Source organism: Shewanella khirikhana (genome assembly GCF_003957745.1).
Classification (GTDB): Bacteria; Pseudomonadota; Gammaproteobacteria; order Enterobacterales; family Shewanellaceae; genus Shewanella; species Shewanella khirikhana.
Window position 1 is genome coordinate 3,912,693 of sequence record NZ_CP020373.1, and the last position, 22,024, is coordinate 3,934,716.

At 55.8% G+C, this 22,024-nt stretch carries 17 protein-coding genes; 9 read left to right on the top strand and 8 right to left on the bottom strand.

The window, feature by feature from the left end; genetic code table 11:
• Positions 1–76: 76 nt before the first annotated feature.
• Positions 77–2,425, bottom strand: a complete 2,349-nt coding sequence (locus tag STH12_RS17180; protein WP_126168683.1) for a Tex family protein — start codon at positions 2,423–2,425, stop codon at positions 77–79.
• Positions 2,426–2,612: 187 nt separating this feature from the next.
• On the opposite strand from STH12_RS17180, the gene STH12_RS17185 reads away from it, so the two are divergent.
• Positions 2,613–4,511, top strand: a complete 1,899-nt coding sequence (locus STH12_RS17185) for a YfiR/HmsC family protein (protein WP_164551241.1) — start codon at positions 2,613–2,615, stop codon at positions 4,509–4,511.
• Positions 4,512–4,555: 44 nt separating this feature from the next.
• Here the strand turns inward: STH12_RS17185 and STH12_RS17190 are convergent, their stop codons facing one another.
• The 3 genes from STH12_RS17190 to STH12_RS17200 form a co-directional block, all read right to left on the bottom strand.
• On the bottom strand, positions 4,556–6,613 hold the full coding sequence (locus STH12_RS17190; protein ID WP_164551242.1) for a TonB-dependent receptor plug domain-containing protein: 2,058 nt from the start codon (positions 6,611–6,613) through the stop codon (positions 4,556–4,558).
• Positions 6,614–6,757: 144 nt separating this feature from the next.
• Positions 6,758–7,252: a transcription elongation factor GreB gene (gene greB / locus STH12_RS17195; RefSeq protein WP_126168686.1), complete on the bottom strand. Its 495-nt coding sequence runs from the start codon at positions 7,250–7,252 to the stop codon at positions 6,758–6,760.
• A gap of 136 nt (positions 7,253–7,388) precedes the next feature.
• Positions 7,389–8,225, bottom strand: a complete 837-nt coding sequence (locus STH12_RS17200; protein ID WP_126168687.1) for a hypothetical protein — start codon at positions 8,223–8,225, stop codon at positions 7,389–7,391.
• A gap of 241 nt (positions 8,226–8,466) precedes the next feature.
• On the opposite strand from STH12_RS17200, the gene ompR reads away from it, so the two are divergent.
• The 3 genes from ompR (at position 8,467) to STH12_RS17215 (ending at position 12,532) form a co-directional block, all read left to right on the top strand.
• On the top strand, positions 8,467–9,192 hold the full coding sequence (gene ompR, locus STH12_RS17205) for an osmolarity response regulator transcription factor OmpR (protein ID WP_126168688.1): 726 nt from the start codon (positions 8,467–8,469) through the stop codon (positions 9,190–9,192).
• 15 nt (positions 9,193–9,207) lie between these two features.
• Positions 9,208–10,524 carry a two-component system sensor histidine kinase EnvZ gene (gene envZ, locus STH12_RS17210; RefSeq protein WP_126168689.1) on the top strand — a complete coding sequence of 439 codons (1,317 nt, stop codon included), beginning with the start codon at positions 9,208–9,210 and terminating at the stop codon, positions 10,522–10,524.
• Between the two features lie 67 nt (positions 10,525–10,591).
• The gene (locus STH12_RS17215) at positions 10,592–12,532 is read left to right on the top strand and encodes a methyl-accepting chemotaxis protein (protein ID WP_126168690.1); all 1,941 of its coding nucleotides are present in this window, start codon (positions 10,592–10,594) and stop codon (positions 12,530–12,532) included.
• A gap of 24 nt (positions 12,533–12,556) precedes the next feature.
• On the opposite strand, the gene STH12_RS17220 is transcribed toward STH12_RS17215, so the two are convergent.
• Both STH12_RS17220 and STH12_RS17225 read right to left on the bottom strand, forming a co-directional pair.
• Entirely contained in the window at positions 12,557–13,030 is a 474-nt protein-coding gene (locus STH12_RS17220; protein ID WP_126168691.1) for a peroxiredoxin, read from the bottom strand.
• A gap of 222 nt (positions 13,031–13,252) precedes the next feature.
• A complete protein-coding gene (locus tag STH12_RS17225) occupies positions 13,253–13,498 on the bottom strand; it encodes a hypothetical protein (protein WP_126168692.1) in 246 nt (81 codons plus the stop codon).
• A gap of 335 nt (positions 13,499–13,833) precedes the next feature.
• Here STH12_RS17225 and STH12_RS17230 point away from each other — a divergent pair, with 335 nt between their 5' ends.
• Together STH12_RS17230 and STH12_RS17235 are read left to right on the top strand one after the other, a co-directional pair.
• Entirely contained in the window at positions 13,834–14,193 is a 360-nt protein-coding gene (locus STH12_RS17230; RefSeq protein ID WP_126168693.1) for a nuclear transport factor 2 family protein, read from the top strand.
• Positions 14,193–14,615 (top strand): GNAT family N-acetyltransferase, encoded by a 423-nt coding sequence (locus STH12_RS17235; RefSeq protein ID WP_126168694.1) that lies wholly within the window; start codon positions 14,193–14,195, stop codon positions 14,613–14,615. Before STH12_RS17230 ends, STH12_RS17235 begins: the two co-directional genes overlap by 1 nt.
• Before the next feature lie 17 nt (positions 14,616–14,632).
• Here the strand turns inward: STH12_RS17235 and STH12_RS17240 are convergent, their stop codons facing one another.
• A complete protein-coding gene (locus STH12_RS17240; protein WP_237158654.1) occupies positions 14,633–14,794 on the bottom strand; it encodes a hypothetical protein in 162 nt (53 codons plus the stop codon).
• Positions 14,795–15,091: 297 nt separating this feature from the next.
• Here STH12_RS17240 and STH12_RS17245 point away from each other — a divergent pair, with 297 nt between their 5' ends.
• Complete coding sequence (locus tag STH12_RS17245) at positions 15,092–15,646, top strand: GNAT family N-acetyltransferase (RefSeq protein ID WP_126168696.1); 555 nt, start codon at positions 15,092–15,094, stop codon at positions 15,644–15,646.
• A 47-nt stretch (positions 15,647–15,693) separates the two neighbouring features.
• Here the strand turns inward: STH12_RS17245 and STH12_RS17250 are convergent, their stop codons facing one another.
• Positions 15,694–19,713 carry a response regulator gene (locus STH12_RS17250; RefSeq protein ID WP_126168697.1) on the bottom strand — a complete coding sequence of 1,340 codons (4,020 nt, stop codon included), beginning with the start codon at positions 19,711–19,713 and terminating at the stop codon, positions 15,694–15,696.
• 129 nt (positions 19,714–19,842) lie between these two features.
• On the opposite strand from STH12_RS17250, the gene STH12_RS17255 reads away from it, so the two are divergent.
• Complete coding sequence (locus STH12_RS17255) at positions 19,843–20,931, top strand: response regulator (protein ID WP_126168698.1); 1,089 nt, start codon at positions 19,843–19,845, stop codon at positions 20,929–20,931.
• Between the two features lie 68 nt (positions 20,932–20,999).
• A complete protein-coding gene (locus STH12_RS17260) occupies positions 21,000–21,878 on the top strand; it encodes a PfkB family carbohydrate kinase (RefSeq protein ID WP_126168699.1) in 879 nt (292 codons plus the stop codon).
• The last annotated feature ends 146 nt before the right edge of the window (positions 21,879–22,024 follow it).

Genomic DNA, 22,024 nt, shown 5'->3' on the forward strand with positions numbered 1-22,024 from the left:
GAGGCGGGATTGTGACTGTCTGATTTGCATAAAAAAACGCGGCAAGGGCCGCGTTTTTCGGTCTGCTTGGGCAGAATTATTTTTTCATTTTGGCAAAGGCATCGGCAAAAGCGTTGCCCATGGCGGCATTGATGGGTTGCGGCTTGGACGCCTTGCCCTGACCACCGGCCTGCGGCTTACCCTGAGGCTTAGCGCCCGGCTTGCCACCCTGCCCCTGACGGGCACGCGGCTGGCCGCTTGGCTGCGGCTTTTCATCCAAACGCATGGTCAGGCCAATACGCTTGCGCTCCACATCCACTTCCATCACCTTCACCTTCACCACATCACCGGCCTTCACCACAGTATGCGGGTCACTGACAAACTTGTCCGACAGCGACGAGATGTGTACCAGACCATCCTGATGCACCCCAATGTCGACAAAGGCGCCGAAATTGGTGACGTTGGTGACCACACCTTCGAGGATCATTTCCAACTTGAGGTCACGGATTTCAGTCACGCCTTCTTTGAAGTGCGCAGTCTTGAATTCACCACGGGGGTCGCGGCCCGGCTTATCCAGCTCTTTGAGGATGTCGGTCACCGTTGGCAAACCAAAGGACTCGGTCACGAACTCCTCGGCCTTGAGGGTACGGATAAGCTCGGTATTGCCAATCAGGTTGCCAAGCGGCAACTCGCGGGTCTGGGCAATGCGCTCCACCAGCGAATAGGCTTCGGGGTGCACTGCCGAGGCATCCAGCGGATTGTCGCCTTCGCGAATACGCAAAAAGCCGGCTGCCTGCTCGAAAGCCTTGGGGCCGAGACGTGGCACTTTTAACAGCTCTTTGCGGTTCTTGAACTGGCCGTTTTCGTCGCGGTATTCCACCACGTTTTTCGCCAGAGTCTTGTTCAGACCAGACACCTGACTTAGCAGCGCCACCGAGGCCATGTTCAGATCCACACCCACGCTGTTTACGCAGTCTTCCACCACGGCTTCGAGGCTGGACGACAGCTGGCTCTGGCTCACATCGTGCTGATACTGACCAACACCGATGGACTTGGGCTCGATTTTCACCAGCTCTGCCAGTGGGTCCTGCAAACGACGGGCAATAGACACGGCGCCGCGGATGGATACATCCAGATCCGGAAACTCCTGCGCCGCCAGTTCAGAGGCCGAGTACACAGAAGCGCCCGCCTCGCTCACCATCACCTTGGTCAGGCCTGGATGGCTTTCTTTCACGGCGGCAATCACTTCACCGGCCAACTTGTCGGTCTCGCGGGACGCAGTGCCGTTACCCACAGCAATCAGCTCCACCTTGTGCATGTTCACCAATGTGGTGAGGGTACGCAGCGACTTATCCCACTGATTTTGCGGCTCATGCGGGAAAATAGTCGTATGAGCCACCAGCTTGCCGGTGTCGTTTACCACCGCCACTTTCACCCCGGTACGCAATCCGGGGTCCAGCCCCATGGTGGCCTTGGAGCCCGCAGGGGCAGCCATCAGCAAGTCGTTGAGGTTTCGGGCAAATACCTTGATGGCATCCTCTTCGGCCTGTTCACGCAGACGGGAAATAAACTCGGTTTCCATCTGCAGCGCCACCTTGATGCGCCAGGTGCCTGTGACCACGGTTTTCAGCCACTGATCCACAGCAGTGTCACCCAGTTTCAGCCCCAGATGTTCGGCAATAATCACTTCGCAGTAACTGCCGCTGCCGGGTTCGGCTTCAGGATCGGCAACCATCTCCAGGCTTAAAATACCTTCGTTGCGGCCACGCAGCATGGCCAGCGCCCGGTGCGATGGCACCTTGCCCAGCAGTTCACTGTGTTCAAAATAGTCGCGAAACTTGGCGCCTTCCTTCTCTTTGCCGGCAATCACTTTGCTTTGCAGCACCGCCACGCCCGAGAGATGTTCACGCACCTTGCGGATAAGCTCGGCGTCTTCGGCAAAGCGCTCCATCAGGATGTAGCGGGCGCCATCGAGCACGGCACGCACATCGGCAAATCCGGCTTCGGCATTGATAAAGGCGCTCGCTTCGGCATCGATATCGGCGCTGCGGTTGGCCAGCAGCAGTTCGGCCAAAGGCTCGATACCTGCTTCAATGGCAATCTGGCCCTTGGTGCGGCGCTTGGGCTTGTAAGGCAGGTACAAATCTTCAAGGCGGGTCTTGCTGTCAGCACCCAGAATGGCGGCCTTGAGTTCGGGGGTCAGCTTACCCTGGGCCTCAATGGACGACAGGATAACGTCACGGCGATCGCCAAGTTCACGCAGGTAGCCCAAACGGCTGTGCAGGGTTCTCAGCTGGGTGTCATCCAGACCACCGGTCACTTCTTTTCGATAACGGGCCACAAAGGGCACGGTTGCGCCATCGTCCAGCAAGGCGATGGTGGCAGTCACCTGTGCCTCACGGACATTCAATTCTTCGGCGATGATCCGCGCAATATTTGATGTCATCAAGGATTCTCGTACGTCTGTGGTGTAGAAAAACACGGGAAAAAATCACAATGCCCTCAAGAGTACCACAGCCCTTGGCAGAGTTTCATGCCCGGCGATAATCAAGCGCTGTTACAGGAAAAAAACAGCCTCTCGACCTATGCTTTTATCACTTCCCCACGCTTTTATTCCAGCATTCGGAGCAAGAATGACCCGAGTCGGCAAACTCCTGTATCCCATCGCCCTGTTGCTTGCAGCCGTGCTGACGCAGGCGGCGGACCTCACCCCCGAACAGGTCAAGACCGCCTATGTGTTTAACTTCCTCAAGTACATCACCTGGCCGGACGAAACCAAACGCAGTGAACTCAGGCTGTTGTACACAGGGGATGATGGCAAGTATTTGAATGTGCTCAAATCGTTAGAGCAGCAGCAAGTCCGCGGGCTGAGATTGAAAGTGACCCAGGGCAGCAGTAACAGCGCCATCACCGCGGCCGATGTGGTGCTGGTGGATAAGGCTGGCGAGCCGAGGCTTGGGGCCATTAATGCCCTTATCAAAGACAAACCAATTTTGGTAATTGCCGACAACGCCCGTGAAAAGCAGCTGTTCGGGCTGAATTTCATTGCCAAAAGCGGCGGTAAAATCGGATTTGAAATCAACAGATACAGCCTTATTTATCAAAAGCTTGCTGTTTCAAAAGACATAGTTATCCTCGGCGGCACCGAGCTGGACATCGCCGCCATGGTCAAGGATATGGAATCCACCCTGCAGGCCAACCGCGAGCAATACGCCAAGTTGCAGGCTCAGGTGGCCGAGAAGCAGCGTCAGCTGGAGGCTCAGCAGCAACAGCAGCGTCAGCAACAAGCCAAGATTGCCGAGCTGGATGCCACCATCACAGAGCAGCGCCAACTGCAGGCCAGCCTGCAAGCCCAGCAGCAGGACATGGAAAAGCGTATGGCCGACACCCAGGCCACCTTCAGCCGCCATCAGTCACAGCTGGATGCCAAGCAGCAGGAGCTGAAAAACAAGACCGAAGACATTGCCGCGCTCTCGGCCTCCATCAATGTCAACGAAGCGCGCATTCGCGAGCAAAAACAGATACTGGCAAGCTATGAAACCGAGCTGGCGCAGAAGGAGCAAAACCTCGCCAGCCAGAGCGAAACCCTCGAAGCTCAAAGCTCCATCATCCAAACTCAAAAGTACCTGTTGTATATCTCCATCGCGCTCATTATCTCCATCAGCGTGTCCATCATGCTGATTTACCGCGGCGTGCGGATTAAAAACGGCCTGTTTCTCAAGCTGGCCCACAAAAACACTGAGCTTGAAAAAGCCAATACCGAGATTTTGAATACCCGTGACCAGCTGATCAAAAGCGAGAAAATGGCGGCTCTTGGTGGTCTGGTTGCCGGGGTTGCCCACGAAATCAACACCCCGGTTGGGGTCGGCATCACCTCATCGACCCACATGCAGGAGCAACTGGCGCGCTTTATCAGCCGATACCGGGCCGACGATGTCAACGAAGAAGATTTGGATCTGCTACTGGACGACCTGACCCAATCCCTCGACCTGCTGGTGCGCAATCTGGATCGCGCCGCCAGACTGGTGCGCAGCTTCAAACAGGTGTCGGTGGACCAAAGCCACGAAGAAGTGCGCACCCTGCAACTGAAGGAATATATCCGCGAGGTGTGCGACAGCCTGCACCACGAGCTCAAGCGCGGCAAACATCAGGTGCACATTGAAGCCGACCCGAGCCTCAGCTTCAGCTGCGAAGCCGGTGCCATGGCGCAGGTGCTTACCAATCTGGTGATGAACTCGCTGGTGCATGGATTCAGGGACATGAGTGACGGCCAAATCCGTTTCGAATGCTATCGCAGCGGCGATGGCATCATCATCGACTATCAGGACAGCGGCAAAGGGATAGACGACGATGCCATCTCCAAGGTGTTCGACCCCTTCTTTACCACCCGTCGCGGCGAAGGCAGCTCAGGCCTTGGGATGCACGTGTCTTTCAACATAGTCACCCAAAAATTCGGCGGCGACATTCAGTGCCTGCCCTGCGCCCATGGCGCACACTTCCGGCTGAGTTTGCCGCTGCAACCGCCCGCGTGATCAAGCCGACTCTCAATCAAACCAGCTCTTAATTAAATTGTTTTTTAGTCAAAGCGATAGCTGAGTCCAAGTTCCACGGTGCGCCCCGGCAGCGGGTTGCCCGGCTCACCATCGAAAGCGTAAAAATTGTCTCTGCCGAGCAGATTTTTAAACCGCAGATGCCAGCCAAGTGTGCGCCACTGCCCATGTAAACTGGCGTCCAGGCTGGCAATGGCACTGGCGTCGCCTTCGATATCACCATGCCAGCGGTAGCCCAGCTGCGCCCTGGCAAAGCTGAGGTCGTGGGCCACAAAGGCCAGCAGCTTAGCCTTGGGCATGTCTTTGGTGGCCGCTTCAGAACCACTGGCAGGCCACACTTGATTGACGGCACCACCAAGTTGCCAATCGGCTGCAAACCGCCACTCAAACTCGGCCTCCACGCCATAGACTTCAAACCGCTGCGCTGAGTTGGCAAAGCTGTTTTTGCTCAGCTCATCCCCCTTGTTATCGATGAATCTCAATGGCCGACCATCGAGGGCACTGTCGGTTTGATTGTAAAAGCCGCTCAGTTTCAGCATCCAGGGCGACTGACGGTACAACACATCCAGCTCGGTTGAGCTGAATGTCTCGGGCGCCAGACTGTCGCTCAGGCCCGCCAGGGCCGCTGCCGGATCGGCGGCATGGGTGCCGACATAATTGCGGGTCTCATCGTTCAGCAGGTATTCCTTCAACCCCGGCGAGCGAAAGGCCGAACTGTACAACGCCTTCAGCGTCCAGCGCTCGTTGAGCGCCTTCACCAGCGCCACCCTTGGTGACCAGTGACTGAAACTGTCTTGCAGATAAGCGCCGCTGTCGTAACGCAGCCCAGCGGTAAGATGAACATCAAAAAGCGACGGGAAAACATCGTGATACTGAAAAAATGCCCCACGATATTCCACGCTGTCAGACGCCTGCCTTTGCCACTCCGGCGCTGAGGTATCGGTTTGAGCCAGCTCCTCAAAGGGCGAGTCAGGCACAAAAAAGCCGCCCTTATCCCGGCGCCGCTCCAACGATGCGCCCATCAGTAACGAGCGCTGCGGCCCCAGCCGCCATTGCAGTTCGGCTTCCAGCAAGCGGGCGTTGGCCTCCACCAGATACTGGCTGAACAGCGGCTGATCTCCAGCCTCAATTTGCGCCCGGGTGTTGTTAATGGCCGTGCCCGCCTCGTCCGAGTCGTTATTCACCAGCCGTACACTGGCCTGCCAGTCATCAAAAAAGGTGTTCTGCCAGCTGAGATAGGCGATGCGGGTATCCCACTGGATTTGGTTTTGTGGCACCGACAAATCACCCACCCAGTGCTCGCCAAGGCCCGACTGGCGCTGCATATCGATATAACCCACCACAAACTGGCCCAAGTTGCCGGGGGCAAAGGCGTGGCGCACATAACCAAAGTGTGCCTGCTGATCATCATAGTAACGCTGCAGAGGCGAAAAGTCTGGCCCCACCAAGGCCTGCTCACTGCCCTTATCGAAGGCCTGATACACCCCAAAACTGTTACCCAAGCGGCTCGATAGCCTGCCGCTGACCATGGCACGCCGCCCTGTCTCATCACCGCCATAGGTGCCATCCAGCTGCAAACCATCAGCGCCTTCATTGTCGGAGGTCAGGCTAATCACTCCAAAAAATGCACTCTGACCATAAATCGCCGAGGCAGGCCCCCGCAGCACTTCCACCTGTTTCATCGGCAGTAATGGCAACTCGTTTTCAATCGGCGCCTTGTTGGCGCGGGCATGGTTCAGCCGTATCCCATCCAGCAGCACCAGGTGTTTGTTGTTCTCAAAACTGCCAGCCCGCTGACCACGGGTTTCCAGCACCCATTCGCCGTAAATGCTGTAGCTGCTGTAACCCGACGTCACATCCGCCAATTCGGCCAGCTGACTCACCCCAAGGGTTTGTAATTGTTCCTGATTAAATACGCTGATATTGGCGGGAGACAGGCTCAGCGGTAAAGACACCTTGGAGGATACCGACACCTGAATGTCGGCCAGCTGCTCTATCGACAGCTCAAAAATCGACTGTTCGGCCCATGTGGCAGCGGGCACCATGGCCGCAACGCAACACAGAGCCAACTTGGATGGCTTCATAGCTTCACCCCGGTAAACAAAGGCAAAATCACCCCTGATTTTGAGTATAGAAGCCACTGGAACGGCCAGCATGCCACCGCGCTAAGATTCAAAATGCACAGCTAAAAAAAGCGGCCGAAGCCGCTTGATTTTTTGCCTGTCTGGCTAGTCTTCTGCCTCGAAGGGCTGGTAGCGGATGACGTTGATGTACCACTCTTTGCGGCCGGAGGGGGTTTGTACCGAGACTTCGTCATCCACCTGCTTGCCAATCAGGGCGCGGGCCATGGGCGAGTCTATGGTGATGTAGCCTTTTTGGGTGTCGATTTCATCTTTACCCACAATACGATAACGCACGATTTTGCCTTCATCGTTTTCCAGCTCGACCCAGGCGCCGAAGAACACCTTGCCCTCCTGCTGGGGGGAGTAGTCGACGATTTTCAGCACTTCGAGACGCTTGATAAGGTAGCGCACCCGGCTGTCGATTTGCCTGAGCAGCCGCTTATTGTAGGTGTAATCGGCGTTTTCTGAGCGATCGCCCTGGGCCGCGGCTTCCTGCACCTTGAGGGTGATTTCGGGGCGGTATTCCTTCCAGAGGTATTTGAGCTCCTTATCGAGCGCTTCCCAGCCTTTGCGGGTGATGAGGTGGGCTTTTTCAGTCATGGGTAGTAAACGGCCTGTGATAAATGCAGCAACTGCCCACAGGTTTCCAGAAGCCCGCGCCGCTTGCAAGCGCCAAGACAATCCAAAGTCAGTGAACGCATTGATTTTAGTCGCTATGGCAGTGAATGGTCGCCGACTAATTTATTTTTGTCTCTGTTGAGATATTGGCTTCGACGGCATTCTCACCGAAGGCTTTTGGCTTGGCGACCCGTTGCGGGACGGCCAAGCCAGCGGGCTCACTCGGTTCATCGGTTAACAATGAACTCAGATTCGATTGATTGTTAACTTTGGGCTCGGTACTCGGCGTAATTGATGACGAGGCCTCGGACGTCGGCAGCGGCTGCAGAGCCGCAATGTTGTGCACAGGCACGGTTATCGGTTTGCTTTGGCCTTCGGGCAGCGCAAAGGCGAAGCGGCTGGTGAGACTTATCAGAGTGACCGTGACTTGCTGCACCTTAGCGGCGTTTGTCAGGGTAATGGGGTAATTCAGGTCCAAGCGATGTTTGCTGGCTGAATCTGACTGGAGGTATTCCACATCATGGCTGGCCACTGTGAATGCGTATAAAAACAAAGGGATTACCACCAACAACAGCACCAGTTTATACATACGGATGCCATAAAAAGGCTTCCAGCTGTTGTACCACTTAGCCTCTGCTTTCGCCTCAAACCAGTGAGGAAACCACCTCGATAGGACGTATAAAAACAAAATGAAACTGGTAAACCCGGCCATGGCAATATAGATGCTCGGATTTGCGATAAAGGCCATTAAAAAGTCTGTTAGTTCTAAATAAGCAAGCACCGGAATATCGAAGCCCTGATGCAGCACGGCCAGATAAATCAGGCCAGCAATACTGCACAGGAAGTAGAGCCCGCTGATAAACACCGCCGGATTGGCCTTGAAGTAGGCAGCTATTAGCTGCCTGTCGGCATGAAATTCTGCAAAGTATTCCTTGTCACTGCTGATAGTACGCACTGGCATCCCTATTGTTTCGTAAACGCGTCCTTTTATTCTAATGAGGCATAATACACAGTTTAAATCAGACTTTTTAATATACATGGCAGAATGATAGCGCAAAACCGCCGAAAACTGCGTTTAACGAATGTTACAAAGTCACAGGTGCTTTTTGGCCCTAAACTGGCTAAATTTAGGATATTCCGTCATTTTTTCGGTTAGTATGTTGTGGCTGCTGCGGCCACTTTGAGGGGAAGGATACATGGGACAGGAAACTTCCAAGATTCTGGTTGTCGACGATGATATGCGTCTTCGTGCGCTGCTTGAGCGCTATCTGGTTGAACAGGGCTACCAGGTGCGCGCGGCCGCCAATGCCGAACAAATGGACCGGCTGCTCGAGCGTGAAAACTTCCACATGATGGTGCTGGATTTAATGCTGCCCGGCGAAGACGGCCTGTCGATTTGCCGCCGCCTGCGCCAGAGTGGCAACCCACTGCCCATCATCATGCTGACCGCCAAGGGCGACGAAGTAGACCGCATTATCGGCCTCGAACTCGGCGCCGACGATTACCTGCCCAAACCTTTTAATCCCCGCGAACTGCTGGCCCGCATCAAGGCGGTAATGCGCCGTCAAACTCAGGAAGTGCCCGGCGCCCCGGCGCAGCAGGAAGAAGAAGTGAGTTTTGGCGAGTTCACCCTCAACCTGGCCACCCGCGAGATGTATCAGGGCAGCGAATCTATTTCGCTCACCAGCGGCGAATTTGCGGTACTCAAGGTGCTGGTCACTCACCCGCGCGAGCCGCTGTCGCGGGATAAGCTGATGAACCTCGCCCGTGGCCGTGACTACTCGGCGCTGGAGCGTTCCATCGATGTGCAGGTGTCCCGCCTGCGTCGCCTGATTGAGAAAGACCCCGCCAACCCCAGATACATTCAAACCGTGTGGGGCCTGGGCTATGTGTTTGTTCCCGACGGCAGTGCCCGTCGCTGATCCCCGGGTGATTGAATGAAACTTCGCTGGTGGCAGCGGTTGCTGCCCCGCAGCGCCTTCAGCCAGACCGTGATGCTGATTGGTTGTCTTTTGCTAATCAATCAGCTGTTTTCTTATGTGTCTGTTGCGCTCTACGTGATAAAACCCAGCTACCAGCAGATTAACCAACTCATTGCCCGGCAGATAAACTTTATGTTTGCCGACGATGTGGTGATTGGCCGCGAATACCTGAGCCTGGTGGATGCCCTCAATGCCAAAGTCCATGACGACAGCATGCAGGTGTACAACCAAAAGCAGGCCAGAGAAGCCGGCATAGACAACGCTACCTACTACAACCTGTTGTCGGAACAGATGTCCGAATACCTGGGCGGCAAGGCAGAAGTACGTATTGCTCAGGGCGAAACCGTTCAAATCTGGATCCGCCCGCCTCAGGCTCCCAGCGTGTGGATCAGGGTGCCACTGTCCAGCTTCAACGAATTGGAAATGTCGCTGCTGACCCTGTATCTGATGGTGATTGGTGCCCTTAGTGTGGCGGGCGGTTGGCTGTTTGCCAGACGCCAAAGCAAACCATTGAAAGAACTTCAAAAAGCGGCAATGAGCGTTTCGCGCGGCGAATACCCCGAGGCGATCCCGCCCGCGGGCTCCAGTGAAATTGTTGAAGTAACCCATGCTTTCAACCAGATGGCCCACAGCATGCGGATGCTGGAGCAGGACCGTGCCCTGATGATGGCGGGCATTTCCCACGATTTGCGCACCCCGCTCACCCGGATCCGGCTGGCATCCGAAATGATGGTCGAAGAGGACGCGTACCTGCGCGATGGCATAGTGGCCGACATCGACGACATGAACGCCATCATCAACCAGTTTATTGCCTATATCCGCCAGGATCAGGAAGCCGTGTGGGAAAAGTCCGATATCAATCAGCTGGTTACCGAACTGGCACAGGCCGAATCCAAACGTGATGCCACTATCGAGCTGGCGCTGGGCGAGTGCCGTGAGATCCCCATGCAGGTAATCGCCATCAAACGGGTACTGGGCAACCTGCTGGAAAATGCTTTCCGCTACGGCCGCGGCTGGCTTAAGGTCTCGACCCGGATGGAGAAAAACCAGCTGGTACTGACGGTGGAAGACAATGGTCCCGGCATTCCTGTTGATCAGATCCCTAAGCTGTTTCAACCCTTTACTCAGGGCGATACCGCCCGTGGCAGCGTGGGCTCTGGCCTGGGGCTTGCCATTATCAAGCGCATCATCGACCGCCATCAGGGCAAGGTAAAACTCAGCAATCGCAGCGAAGGCGGCCTGAAAGCCGACGTCTTTTTACCGCTGGAATAAGCGGCTTCATAAAAGTGTAACCGGGCTGTCATAAGCTGCTGATATCCAGTGCTTGTCGTCTGCCGTTATGAAAATTTCCACCCTGTCGTTGGGCGCTTCGGCGCTGCTTTTGGTGTTGGCCAGCTTGATGACGGCCACCTTGCTTTGGACCAGCAAGCAACGTGCTCAGCTTGAAGATCACAGCAATCGGATTGCCACACTGCAACAGGACTTTGTGATTGATGTGCGCCGCCTGCTGGAGCTGTACCTCAAAAGCGGTGATGCCAGCCAATTGGAAGCCGCCCGCAGCAAACTGCGCGATATGAATGCATCTCTTGCCGCCCTGCCCGCCGCCGAGGCCACTCAGCTGGCCGCAACCCTCAGCCAATTTGAAGCCGATCTCGACAGTAAGTACCGTGCCGCCGGTAAACTGGCGGGCAACCCGCGCCAGTTGCTGGCCCACGCCGAATCTGAACTGCTCGACTACAACCGCATGCTGGCAAGCTACGCCACAGAGGGGCTGAGCAGCGCCCCGGACAAAGCCACCGCCCTGTTACAGCTCACCCAGGAACTGCCACCGCTGGTATATGGGTTGTCGCAGCAGACCGACGCTTATCTGATTGGCCGCGACAGCCGCCTTAAGAAGGTGTTGGAATCGAGTCTCGACAGCCTTGAGCACTGGCAGCAACAGCTGGCTGCCATGCCGCTGCTGGGTCTCTATGAAGCGGCAGATGATGAAGACCTGTTACCCGGGCAGGATGTGCCTGAGGCGAGCGAGAAAGGGGCCACACTGGTGGCGGAACTCAGCAGCCTCAGCAGCCGATACCGCCGCGAAATAGACAACACTCACCAGTTGCTGGTCGATAACCAGGCGACCCAGGAGTCGCTGCTCGGTGCCATAGCCACCACCGAGCAAAACCTGCTGGCGCTTGGCGAAAAACAGCAGGCACAGAGCAATAGCCTCAAGCAGGATATGCAGCTGATGCTGTATGCGATGGCGGGTTTGCTGGCCCTGTACGCCTGTTGTTATCTGGTGGTGCAGCAGCGCAAGGTGGTGGCGCCGTTGAAGCGGCTCAACCATGCCTTTTTGAAGCTGACAGAGGCGGGCGAGCGCCAACAACTTGAGGTGCGAAGCCGCTGCGAAACCGGACAAATCGCCGGTCACTTCAACCGCCTGCTGAAACGATTCGAAGAAGAAGACGAGGCACAGCGGCAACAATTCAGCGGCGTATCAGCCACCCTTGAGCAGCTCAGAGGCCGCATCGCCGACATGGCGGGCAGCGCTGAGGCCACGGGCGAGATTGTGCGTCAGGCGCAGTCCCGTACCGAGGAGCTGAAAATGCTGGCGACCGAGGTCAGCAACAGTTCCAATCGGGTTGCGGGCGATGCCAATGCCACTGTAGAGCAAATGGCCCAGAGTCAGGCAGGCGCCGAAGCAATGATCCGCGCCACCGACGAAACCCGCGAGGCCGTAGGCCATTGCCATCAGGCACTTGGCAGCCTCAGCAGTTCGGTTATCAAGGTGTCGGGTATCATAGATGTGATTGGCAATATCGCCGAACAAACCAATCTGCTGGCGCTCAATGCCGCCATCGAAGCGGCGCGGGCCGGTGAGCAAGGCCGCGGCTTTGCGGTAGTGGCCGACGAGGTTCGCAGCCTGTCACAGCGTACCCAGAGTTCGCTGCAGGAAGTGCAGAATATTCTTGGTGAACTGAAAGACGCCAGCGAGCAGTTATCCGGGCGGGTAGACGGGATTGATGCAGCGACCCATACCCAAAAAGCGCGTGCAGGCGAACTATTGGCCGCCGCCGAAGCGGTGCAGACCCAGGCAGCGACCATGGCGGCGACTGCCGGTGAAGGCGCCAGCAACGCCAATGAGCAGCAGCTGTGTCTCGATGCCTTCAGCCATGCCATGGCGCGGCTGATGGAGCAGTCGGCCCATGGGGTCAGTCAAAGCCAGGCCATTGCGGCCGAAGTCGCGGCCCAGATAAACACCATAGAAACCTCGCTGGGCGGGCGCCAGCCTTAAACCGGTGCCCGCCCAGCGGCCTGCTTACAGGGCTGCGAGGATCACTTCCGCTTTGCTGACTTCAAAGCTCTTTGGCTGCTCGACATTCAGCAGGGTAACCACGCCGTTTTCCACCACCATGGCATAGCGCTGTGAACGCAGACCACCAAAGGCGCCGGTTTCCATTTCCAGTCCCAGTGCCTTGGCAAAGCTGCCATCACCGTCGGCCAGCATACGGATTTCGGCGGCGTTCTGGGCATCACCCCAGGCCTTCATCACAAAGGCATCGTTTACCGATACACAGGCAATGAAGTCTACGCCCTTGGCCTTGAGTTCATCGGCCAGCACCACGTAACCCGGCAGGTGCGCCGCCGAACAGGTTGGGGTAAAAGCGCCGGGCACTGCGAAGACCACCGCCTTTTTACCGGCAAACAGGGTTTCAATATCGTGGGTGACCATACCATCGGCGGTCAGCTCGGCCAGTTGGCCAGCAGGAAGGGTTTGTCCTTGGGTAATCATGATTCTCTCCGGAGTGGTTTGAGCCACCATGCTACGCCTTTTTGGCGGGGGCAAACACAGAGAAAAAGCAGGGACAAGTGGCATCAGAGGAATGAAATTGCGTAGGCCAGGCTTTTAAGTCACATCCCCGGGGGTACTAACGCATTCACAAACACAAAAGACCGACGGCACCCTTAGGTGCCGTCGTCAAATTTGGCAATCTGAGCCTGTAACCGCAAGACCTTACTCGCCGCGGCTGTGCTCCGTTCGACCATCATTACAGGCATAAGGGTCGATACAGGCATCGTCGGCCTTTGGCTCGGCGCGATAGGCGGAAATGCTCTTGGCATCACCTACCTGCTCGGCAACCGCCTCGCGCAGCATTGGCTGCACGCCGTTAAGGTTAGTGTCTTGCAGTGTGCCATTGATGTCCTGGTAGGTAAGCCAGGCTGCATACGCGAGAATGGCATAAAATATCTGCCGTTTCATGACAATATCCTTCAAATTTATCTGTAGTGTTACTCAGGGCGAATGGGACTTTTCTCCACTCACCGCGAATTTTGTTCAAAAAAATCAGTAGTTTCAATAGTAGTTTTTTTGACCAGTCAAAAAAGTGACGAAATAAATTGCGCACAATTTATTAAACGCTTATGTAACAACGAGTTACAAAACAGGGTACGGCAAGGCCAGGAATAAATTTTTTTATACTTTTTTTCTGGCATGCTATTCCATCTGGTTGTTATTCCCTCAATTGCCGTTATCCGGGCTGCTGCTGGCTTTGGCTGCCGGTTAAGGCAACTCTGCGAGACTTACAAGGAACTCCCATGACCCCGGAACAATTGGCGCAGGGACAGCTCGATGCCTATAACGCCCACGATCTCGACGCCTTTCTGCCGTTTTTCAGCGACACCATTGCGGTAATCCGCCCACCAGAAACCCGCCCTGTGCTGCTTGGCAAAGCCGACTTTGCCGAATTCTACCGCCGCGAGCGCTTTTGCCTGCCCACGCTGCACGCCGAGGTGAAAAGCCGCATGGTGCTGGGCAACAAGGTGGTGGATCACGAAAGGATCAGCGGCATTGGTGATGCGCCGTTTGAAGTGGCGGTGGTGTACGAAATCCGCGATGGGCTTATCCAAACCATGTGGAGCTTTGGCGCCGACAGGATCCAGGGGGGAGACTGGTGATGAACCGCTTCCGGGTGATAACGAATTTCGACGACATGGATATGGCGGTAATCCACGGCTTTTTGAGCCAAAGCTACTGGGCTAAAGGGATCCCGCAGGCGACCTTACAAAAGGCGCTGGAAAACAGCCTCTGTTTTGGTTTGTTTGATGGTGAGCAGCAAGTGGGATTTGCGCGTATGGTCACCGACAAAGCCACCTTTGCTTATCTTGCGGATGTGTTTGTGCTTGAGAGCCATCGCGGCCATGGTGGCGCCAAAACCCTGATGACAGCCATTATGGATCATGCCGATTTGCAGGGGCTGAGACGCATGCTGCTGGCCACCCGCGATGCCCACAGCCTCTATCGCCAGTTTGGTTTTACCGACCTGGCGCGTCCCGAAATTATGATGGAGCTGCACCGCCCCGACGTATATCAGGCGTGAGCTGCACTCACCCGGAATCAGCTGGGTTTCTGCTGCTTGTGTTTGAGCTTTTCAGCCTCGCGGCGGATCTCCGCCACATAGGGGTCGTCGTATTGCAGGCGCTCAAACTCGTCCAAGCAAGCCTGGTACATTTCCAGCTTGCGTTCGGGGGTCAGTGTCGGGGAAAAAAGAAAATCCATTTTCGCTTTCACATCCATGTGTTCACTCGGAATGGGTTGGAGCCTTTAGTCTAGAGCAAAGAAAGCTGGCTGCGGGGCAAGGCATATACCAAACAACATCCGCCAGTAATCCATCAACTTCTTTTAAATCATAGCTTTATTATTTAGATAGCTATTATTTTTCCAGGACTATGGCTGATTTCCTACAAGAATAAGGGTGCCGACTTACATTTACTCTCTCTGCGGCTGTAAGATAACCATTTGAATTAAAACTTATTACCGAACGATCGCCGTTAAACTCAGCCAAAAGGATCGGATATGGACTGTTCGCCACCCCAACTCACCAGCCAGCGCCTGCACATCAGAGCCCTGGCGCAGCAGGACCTGCCCACCTTCGTCCGCTACCGACGCCATCCGGATGTGGCCCGCTACCAAAGCTGGAGCGACTACGATGACGCCCGCGGCCAGGCCTTGCTGGATAGCCAGCAAGGACAGCGCTTTGGCGAGGAGGACAGTTGGTTCCAAATGGCGGTGTGCGATAACCATGGCAATCTGCTTGGCGATCTGGCATTGCATTTTTTGTATGACAATCAACTGGAAATTGGCTTCACCCTGGCGCCTGAGCATCAGGGAAAAGGGTTGGCCGGCGAAGCAGTTTCCACCCTGTTGACCTGGTTCTTCAGCCATTGCCAGGGGCACAGGGTTACCGCCATCTGCGATGTGGAAAACCATGCCAGCTACCGGCTGTTGGAGCGGCTGGGATTTCGCCGTGAAGCACACTGGATAGACAATGTGTTTTTTAAGGGTGCCTGGGGGTCTGAGTATCAATATGCTCTGCTGGCAAGGGAATGGCAGGCGTTACAGGGCAACTGACTTGACTGACTGACATAACTGACTTGGCTTGGAAACTGGCGCCCGGCTCAGGACGCCTTCACCAGAGCAATCATTTCATCGAGGGAGTTGCGGGCCGTTTCAAAATCAAACGACTGCAGCGCCGCCTCCAGCGTGGCGAAACTGATACTCACGCCGCGAAGATTTGCGGCGTTTTCTTTAAGCGGCGCCACAAAATCCAATGCCTGGGTATCAAAGTTATCCAGCAGCATCCCCAACTGCTCCAGCTCCATCACAAACTCACGGGAATCGTAACTGCGCACCGTTTTGGGCTGGTCGTCGGCAACGGGCTCGGCGCTGCCGCCATATTGGGTAAACACAGCGGCAAGTTCTACCACCGCGGTTTTGATTTGTGCTAGCAGCTCAGCCGAAGGCATGGTGCCGGCCTTGGCATCCTGCTCCAGCGAGCGCCCAAGTTCACTTAAGGTAGTGGCGGCGATGTTGGAGGCCGCGCCCTTGATGGTATGGCCGATATCGCCCAGTTGCGGCAAATTGGCATCGGCAAAGGCCGCCTCCAGCAGTGCCATTTCCTTTTCGCGGCTAAGGACAAAGGTGCCCACAATCTGCCAGTAGAGCTGCTCGTTGCCGCCAAGGCGCTCAATCCCCTTTTTCATATCCAGCACCTGAGGATCGGCGTTTTGCGCAGCATTGAGTTCGACATCGTCGTCCAGCTCAAACTCAGGTGCATCAGCCGCGGGCAAGGCTTGTTGAGCGGGGCGCACGCTGGCATCCATGGCAAGGCAGGTTTTCATTTTTTGCACCAGCTCCGCCAGCATAATCGGCTTGCCCACATGATCGTTCATACCCGCAGCCTTGCAGTTTTCCACATCTTCCTGCATGGCATTGGCGGTCATGGCAACTATGGGCAAGGCATCAAATTTGGGGTTATCACGGATCTTACGGGTGGCAGTAAGGCCATCCATCACCGGCATTTGCATGTCCATCAGCACCAGATCAAATTGCTCGTTTTCCAGCGCTTCCAACGCAACTAGGCCGTTAATAGCCTCAGTGATCTGCACGCCAAAGGGCGCCAGCATGCCCTTGGCCACCTCGCGGTTGGTTTCGTTATCTTCAACCAGCAACACCCGCACCCCTTTGAGACCTTCTTCCTGGTACAGGTCGGTTTTCTGGGGTTGGGTCTTGGCAGGCAGGAAGTCGGCCGACCTGCCAAAGGCATTGGCAATGGCATCGAACAGCAGCGAGGGGTTCACCGGCTTAATCACCAGACCATGCACCAGATGTTCCACCTGCGGTGACACCTGCACCTCGCGGCCGTATGCGGTGACCATGATGGTTTTGGCCTGAATGCCCATCAGGTCCTGCTCCATCTTTTTGATGGTTTCCATGCCGTCCATCCCCGGCATCATCCAGTCCATAAACACTATCTCGAAGGGATCTTCTTCAATGGCGCTCTGGCGCACTGCCGCCACCGCCTCAAAGCCATTGCTGACCGCCATCACCCTGAAGCTCATGGCCTTGAGCAGCCCCAGCATAATTTCCCGGGCGGCATCGTTGTCGTCCACCACCAACACCCGCTTGCCATGCAGACTGATGTCGGGCTGATAGTACTCCAGCGCCTTGCTGTCCTGGGTGCCCACCAGCACATTGAAACTGAACACCGAGCCCTCGCCGGGCACGCTGGAGACTTCCATCCGGCCACCCATCAGTTCCACCAGCTTTTTGGAAATTGTCAGTCCCAGACCTGTGCCGCCATATTTGCGGGTGATGGAGCTGTCGGCCTGGGAAAACGACTGGAACAGGCGGTTCATCTGATCTTTGGTCATGCCGATGCCGGTGTCCTGCACCTGAATGCGCAGCATCACGTTGCCAGCAGGCGCCTCCACCCGCTCAAAGCGCACCCGTACTATGATTTCGCCTTTCTCGGTAAACTTCACTGCATTGCCGCAGAGGTTAATCAGGATTTGCGACAGTCGCAGCGGATCCCCCACCAGCGCCATCGGCAATGCATGGTCCATATCGAACAGCAGCTCCAGGCCCTTCTCTTCGGCCTTGAAGCTGATGACATTGCTCAGGTTATCCAACACTTCATCGAGCTGAAAATCGATATGCTCAATGGTCATCTTGCCGGACTCGACTTTGGAGAAATCGAGAATGTCATTGATGATGCCAAGCAGTGCCCGGGCGGCCGAATCAATCTTGCTGACATAGTGCTGCTGGGTGTCATCCAGACCGGAATGCAGCGCCAGATGCGCCATACCGATAATGGCGTTCATGGGAGTGCGGATTTCGTGACTCATATTGGCGAGGAATTCACCCTTGGCGCGGCTGGCATCGTCGGCGGCATCCTTGGCCGTTCTCAATTGATTCTCAAGCACTTTTTGTTCAGTCACATCCATGAACAGACCCACAATGCCCTTGGGCTCGCCCTTGGCGGAAAAGTAAGTCGCCTCCACAATGTTGATGTGCCTGAGTTCGCCATCGGCATTGCTGAGCTGTAAATCGTATTGGGTCTTTCCCGGACGCGACATCAGGTTCTGGCGGGCATCATTGAAAATGCCCTCGGCGACTTCATCAAACAACCCCTTGTTATTATTGCCGATAATGTCCATTTCAAAGGCGCCGACAAAATCCATAAAGGCATTGTTGACCCCCAGATAGCGGCCGGTGCTGTCCTGGTAGTACATGGGGCTTGGAATGGCATCCAACACCTGACGGATGAACTCGAGTTGCTCGGTGATTTGCCGCTCTGCCTGACTCTGCTGCTCAAGATTTCGCACCAGCTGGAAGCTCACCGCAAGGTCGCGCTTAATCTCCAGCATCCATTCCAGCTGCTGTTCATCGAATGGGATATGGCAGCCAAATTCGAGAAAGCCCACCAGAATGTCGTTCACCCGCAGGGGGAAAAAGTGCAGCTCTTCGAGGGTGATCTGCCCTTCCACCACGGAAAGATGGTAGCGGCCGCCAAGGTTTTTCAGCACATGGTGCTTTTGCCCCTTGGCGATGCACATCTGGATGGCATTTTGTTCCTGAATTCGAAAGTCGTTATTTTTCAGATAGCCAAACCCTGCAATCCGCTCCAATCCACCGCTGCTGGACTTATAGAGCGCCACCATCGGCAGGTTGAGTTCCCGGGCAAAGAAGTTCACCAGCCGGTCGCCAAAGTCACTGACCTCCCGTGCTTCCCTGAGCACATCGATCAGTGCCTTGGTGGTTTCATTCGCCTGCAGCAGTTCACGCACTTCGTTCAGCAGCGCACTCTGCGCCTCGGCCAGCGAGTGCAGCGCCCCGGCACGACTCTGCTCCATCTGCACCTGGTAATCGCCTTTAAGAACCTGAACAGTAAGATTTTTCTGCATCCAGTCGACAGGTTTGAGGTACCAGCGCCACAGCAGCATCAAAATACAGACTGTGGTAATAAACAGCAGCGCCAGCAGGGCACTCAGGCTGCGACTGAGACCATCTTCGTGGCGTAAAGCATCGGCCATGGCAAGTCGGCTCTGCTGGTCGACTTCATCGAAAAAGTTATGAAAACCATCGAAAAACTGCGCCCGCTCCTGCAGGTAATTGGCGCCGTATAGCTGGTCTATTGCGCCCTGGGGATCTGGCCGCCCCTGTAACTGACCACTTGAGTCTTCGAGGTGACCATCGAAACGGGCCATGGCCTGCTGCTCGGTGTGATGAATGCGTCCGGCCTGCTGCATGATGGTATCCAGATGCATCTGCTGGTTGTTATCGAGCCCGGCAATCAGCGAACTGGAACTGGCTTCAACCGCCTTGAGCTGCCGCGCCGATAACTCTTCCCACACCCTGGCGCCAAACATGCCCTGTTCGGGGGAGTTGATAAGGTGTTCATAGGAGGCTTTCCAGCGACCATTGCCTGTGGTCACGTAGGCTCGCGCCAGATCAGACAGGGCATCCGTGTGGCTGCGCAGCCGGTCGGCCAGTATCAGTTGCAGCTGGCGTTGCTCGCTCAGTAGTTTGGTTTGGTCAATGGCGCCGTTGAGCTGAAAAACCACGGCCGCCAACAGCAGCAACAGCAGCGACATCAGGCTGCTGAGGATCCAGAAGACGCTGCGAATCGATGTCATTACACCTTGCCCTTCCCCGGCTGGATGAACTGAAAAATGGCGTCTACATTTACTAAAGTCCGCCTCAAGCTTCAGTTTAGGCTATGAATTTCAAAGGGGTGGTGAAATTCCAATCCATAAGGTGACAAAGTGCTATCCGAACAACCGGCTTGTGTACTTATTGTGGACGATGCTGCAGAGAACCTGACGTTGCTCAACGGCCTGCTGAAAGACAAATACCGTGTCAGAGCCGCCAATAACGGTGCCCTGGCATTGGAGATAGCCCGCAAGGTCCCGATAGATATAGTCCTTTTGGATGTGGTTATGCCGGGCATGACCGGCTACGACGTCTGCCGCGAACTCAAGTCTGACCCCGAACTCAAGCACATCCCGGTGGTCTTCCTCACCGCCCGCGACTCAGTGGAAGACGAGCACCACGGCTTTGACCTTGGCGCCAGCGACTACATCAGCAAGCCCATCAGCCCGCCAATAGTGATGGCCCGCATTAAAAATCTGCTGCAAGTGAAGGCCTCCCAGGATTTCCTGCGGGATCAGAATCAATTCCTTGAGCAGGAAGTGCAGCGCCGTACCCGCCAAATCAGCGAAATTCAGGACGTAACCATCTCTGCCTTGGCCAGCCTTGCCGAAACCCGCGATCAGGAAACCGGCTTTCATATCCGCCGCACCCAGTGGTACGTCAAACTGCTTGCACAGAAAATCCGCGAGCAGGACAAATTTGCCAAGCTGATGACCGACGAATACATAGAAACCCTGTTTAAGTCGGCGCCGCTGCACGATATCGGCAAGGTCGGTATTCCCGACCATATACTGCTCAAACCCGGCAAGCTGGATAACGACGAATTTACGGTAATGAAGACCCACGCCGATCTGGGTTGGCATGCCATTGAAGAGGCTGAAAAAACCATCGGCAGTAAAGAGTCATTTCTTGAAGTTGCCAAGGAAATCGCTCACTTTCATCATGAAAAATGGGATGGCAGCGGCTACCCCGAAGGGCTGGCAGGGGAAGACATTCCCTTGAGCGCCCGACTGATGGCCATCGCCGATGTGTATGATGCCCTCATCAGCAAACGGGTGTACAAGAGCGCCATGACCCACGAAGCCGCGCTGCAAATCATCCGTAATGGCAGTGGCAACCACTTCGACCCTGTATTGGTGGACGCCTTTTTTGCCATCGAGGCGGATTTCTTCGCAATCGCCAACAAATTCCGCGACGATTGAGCGACCCGCTTTTCTGCAACGCCAAGGCCGGGTAACATCCGGTATATCGTTGTTTCGGGATCCTGCCCATGGCCAACATTCTTCTGGTAGCCAACCTCAACTGTGATCGTATTTTATTGCTGGACAAACCCCTCGCCAGCGGCGGCCGTTTTCATTATCGCGACGGCGGTCAGCGCCTCGGCGGCGGCGGTGCCAATACCGGCCTGGGCCTGGTGTGGGCCGGGCACAGAGTCGCCCTGGTCAGCCAGGTGGGCCGCGATGATGTCGGCGACTGGCTGCTCGCCGAAACCAGCACCGCAGGCATAGATTGTCACCTTATTCAGCGTCGTCCCGGCAACACCTGCGAGATGCTGCTGATGATGACCCCCAACGGCGACCGCACCATTATCCGGCCACAGCGCCCCATCTTTGAGTTGCCGGCACCACCGCGCTGGCGCCGCTGGGACGCCCTCTATATCAACTCCTCGGCCGAAGGCGCTGTCAGCTGGGCCAAAACCGCACTGGAGCATTGTCTGGTGGTGGGGCAGCTTGCCAAGGACGAACGAAAGCGCCCCTGCCACGTGCTGATTACCTCAAGCTCTGACCTCGCAGGTCGCGCCGAAGGCGAGTTGTGGGAATATGCCCAGGGCATTGCCGGCGACTGCCTGCGCCACTTTATCGTGACCGACGGCGCCAAGGGCGCCCGCGCCTACAGCAGTGATGGCGTCATCAGGGTTGCCGCCGAACCGGCCGAAGTAATCGATACCACCGGAGCCGGAGATGTGTATGCGGCTGGCTTAATACACGGACTCTTAACCGGTATGCCACTGGAACTGGCCATGAGAGAAGCGGCGATTTGGGGCGCCTTTGCGGTGCAAAGCGAAAGCTCGACCCCGGGCACGGCGCTGAAAAACTATTTGGATGAAAAAGAATCAGAATGTCATACAACTGCAATCGTCGGGGGCTAATCTGGCCACAGTGAGATGCATGAATAGGGTTTGCCCTTCCTGACTTTCCCCATTTGTCAGTTGTTTGCTCGTTATGTCGCCCCGCCCCCCGAGCGGGGCTTTTTTTATGGGCAATCGCTGGCCGAACAGTCTCCATTGAATTAGGA

Bases quoted from the DNA above. Each gene is read 5' to 3' on its own strand.
- STH12_RS17180 (WP_126168683.1), bottom strand. From the start codon at position 2,425: ATGACATCAAATATTGCGCGGATCATCGCCGAAGAATTGAATGTCCGT.
- STH12_RS17185 (WP_164551241.1), top strand. From the start codon at position 2,613: ATGACCCGAGTCGGCAAACTCCTGTATCCCATCGCCCTGTTGCTTGCA.
- STH12_RS17190 (WP_164551242.1), bottom strand. From the start codon at position 6,613: ATGAAGCCATCCAAGTTGGCTCTGTGTTGCGTTGCGGCCATGGTGCCC.
- greB (WP_126168686.1), bottom strand. From the start codon at position 7,252: ATGACTGAAAAAGCCCACCTCATCACCCGCAAAGGCTGGGAAGCGCTC.
- ompR (WP_126168688.1), top strand. From the start codon at position 8,467: ATGGGACAGGAAACTTCCAAGATTCTGGTTGTCGACGATGATATGCGT.
- envZ (WP_126168689.1), top strand. From the start codon at position 9,208: ATGAAACTTCGCTGGTGGCAGCGGTTGCTGCCCCGCAGCGCCTTCAGC.
- STH12_RS17215 (WP_126168690.1), top strand. From the start codon at position 10,592: ATGAAAATTTCCACCCTGTCGTTGGGCGCTTCGGCGCTGCTTTTGGTG.
- STH12_RS17220 (WP_126168691.1), bottom strand. From the start codon at position 13,030: ATGATTACCCAAGGACAAACCCTTCCTGCTGGCCAACTGGCCGAGCTG.
- STH12_RS17225 (WP_126168692.1), bottom strand. From the start codon at position 13,498: ATGAAACGGCAGATATTTTATGCCATTCTCGCGTATGCAGCCTGGCTT.
- STH12_RS17230 (WP_126168693.1), top strand. From the start codon at position 13,834: ATGACCCCGGAACAATTGGCGCAGGGACAGCTCGATGCCTATAACGCC.
- STH12_RS17235 (WP_126168694.1), top strand. From the start codon at position 14,193: ATGAACCGCTTCCGGGTGATAACGAATTTCGACGACATGGATATGGCG.
- STH12_RS17240 (WP_237158654.1), bottom strand. From the start codon at position 14,794: ATGGATTTTCTTTTTTCCCCGACACTGACCCCCGAACGCAAGCTGGAA.
- STH12_RS17245 (WP_126168696.1), top strand. From the start codon at position 15,092: ATGGACTGTTCGCCACCCCAACTCACCAGCCAGCGCCTGCACATCAGA.
- STH12_RS17250 (WP_126168697.1), bottom strand. From the start codon at position 19,713: ATGACATCGATTCGCAGCGTCTTCTGGATCCTCAGCAGCCTGATGTCG.
- STH12_RS17260 (WP_126168699.1), top strand. From the start codon at position 21,000: ATGGCCAACATTCTTCTGGTAGCCAACCTCAACTGTGATCGTATTTTA.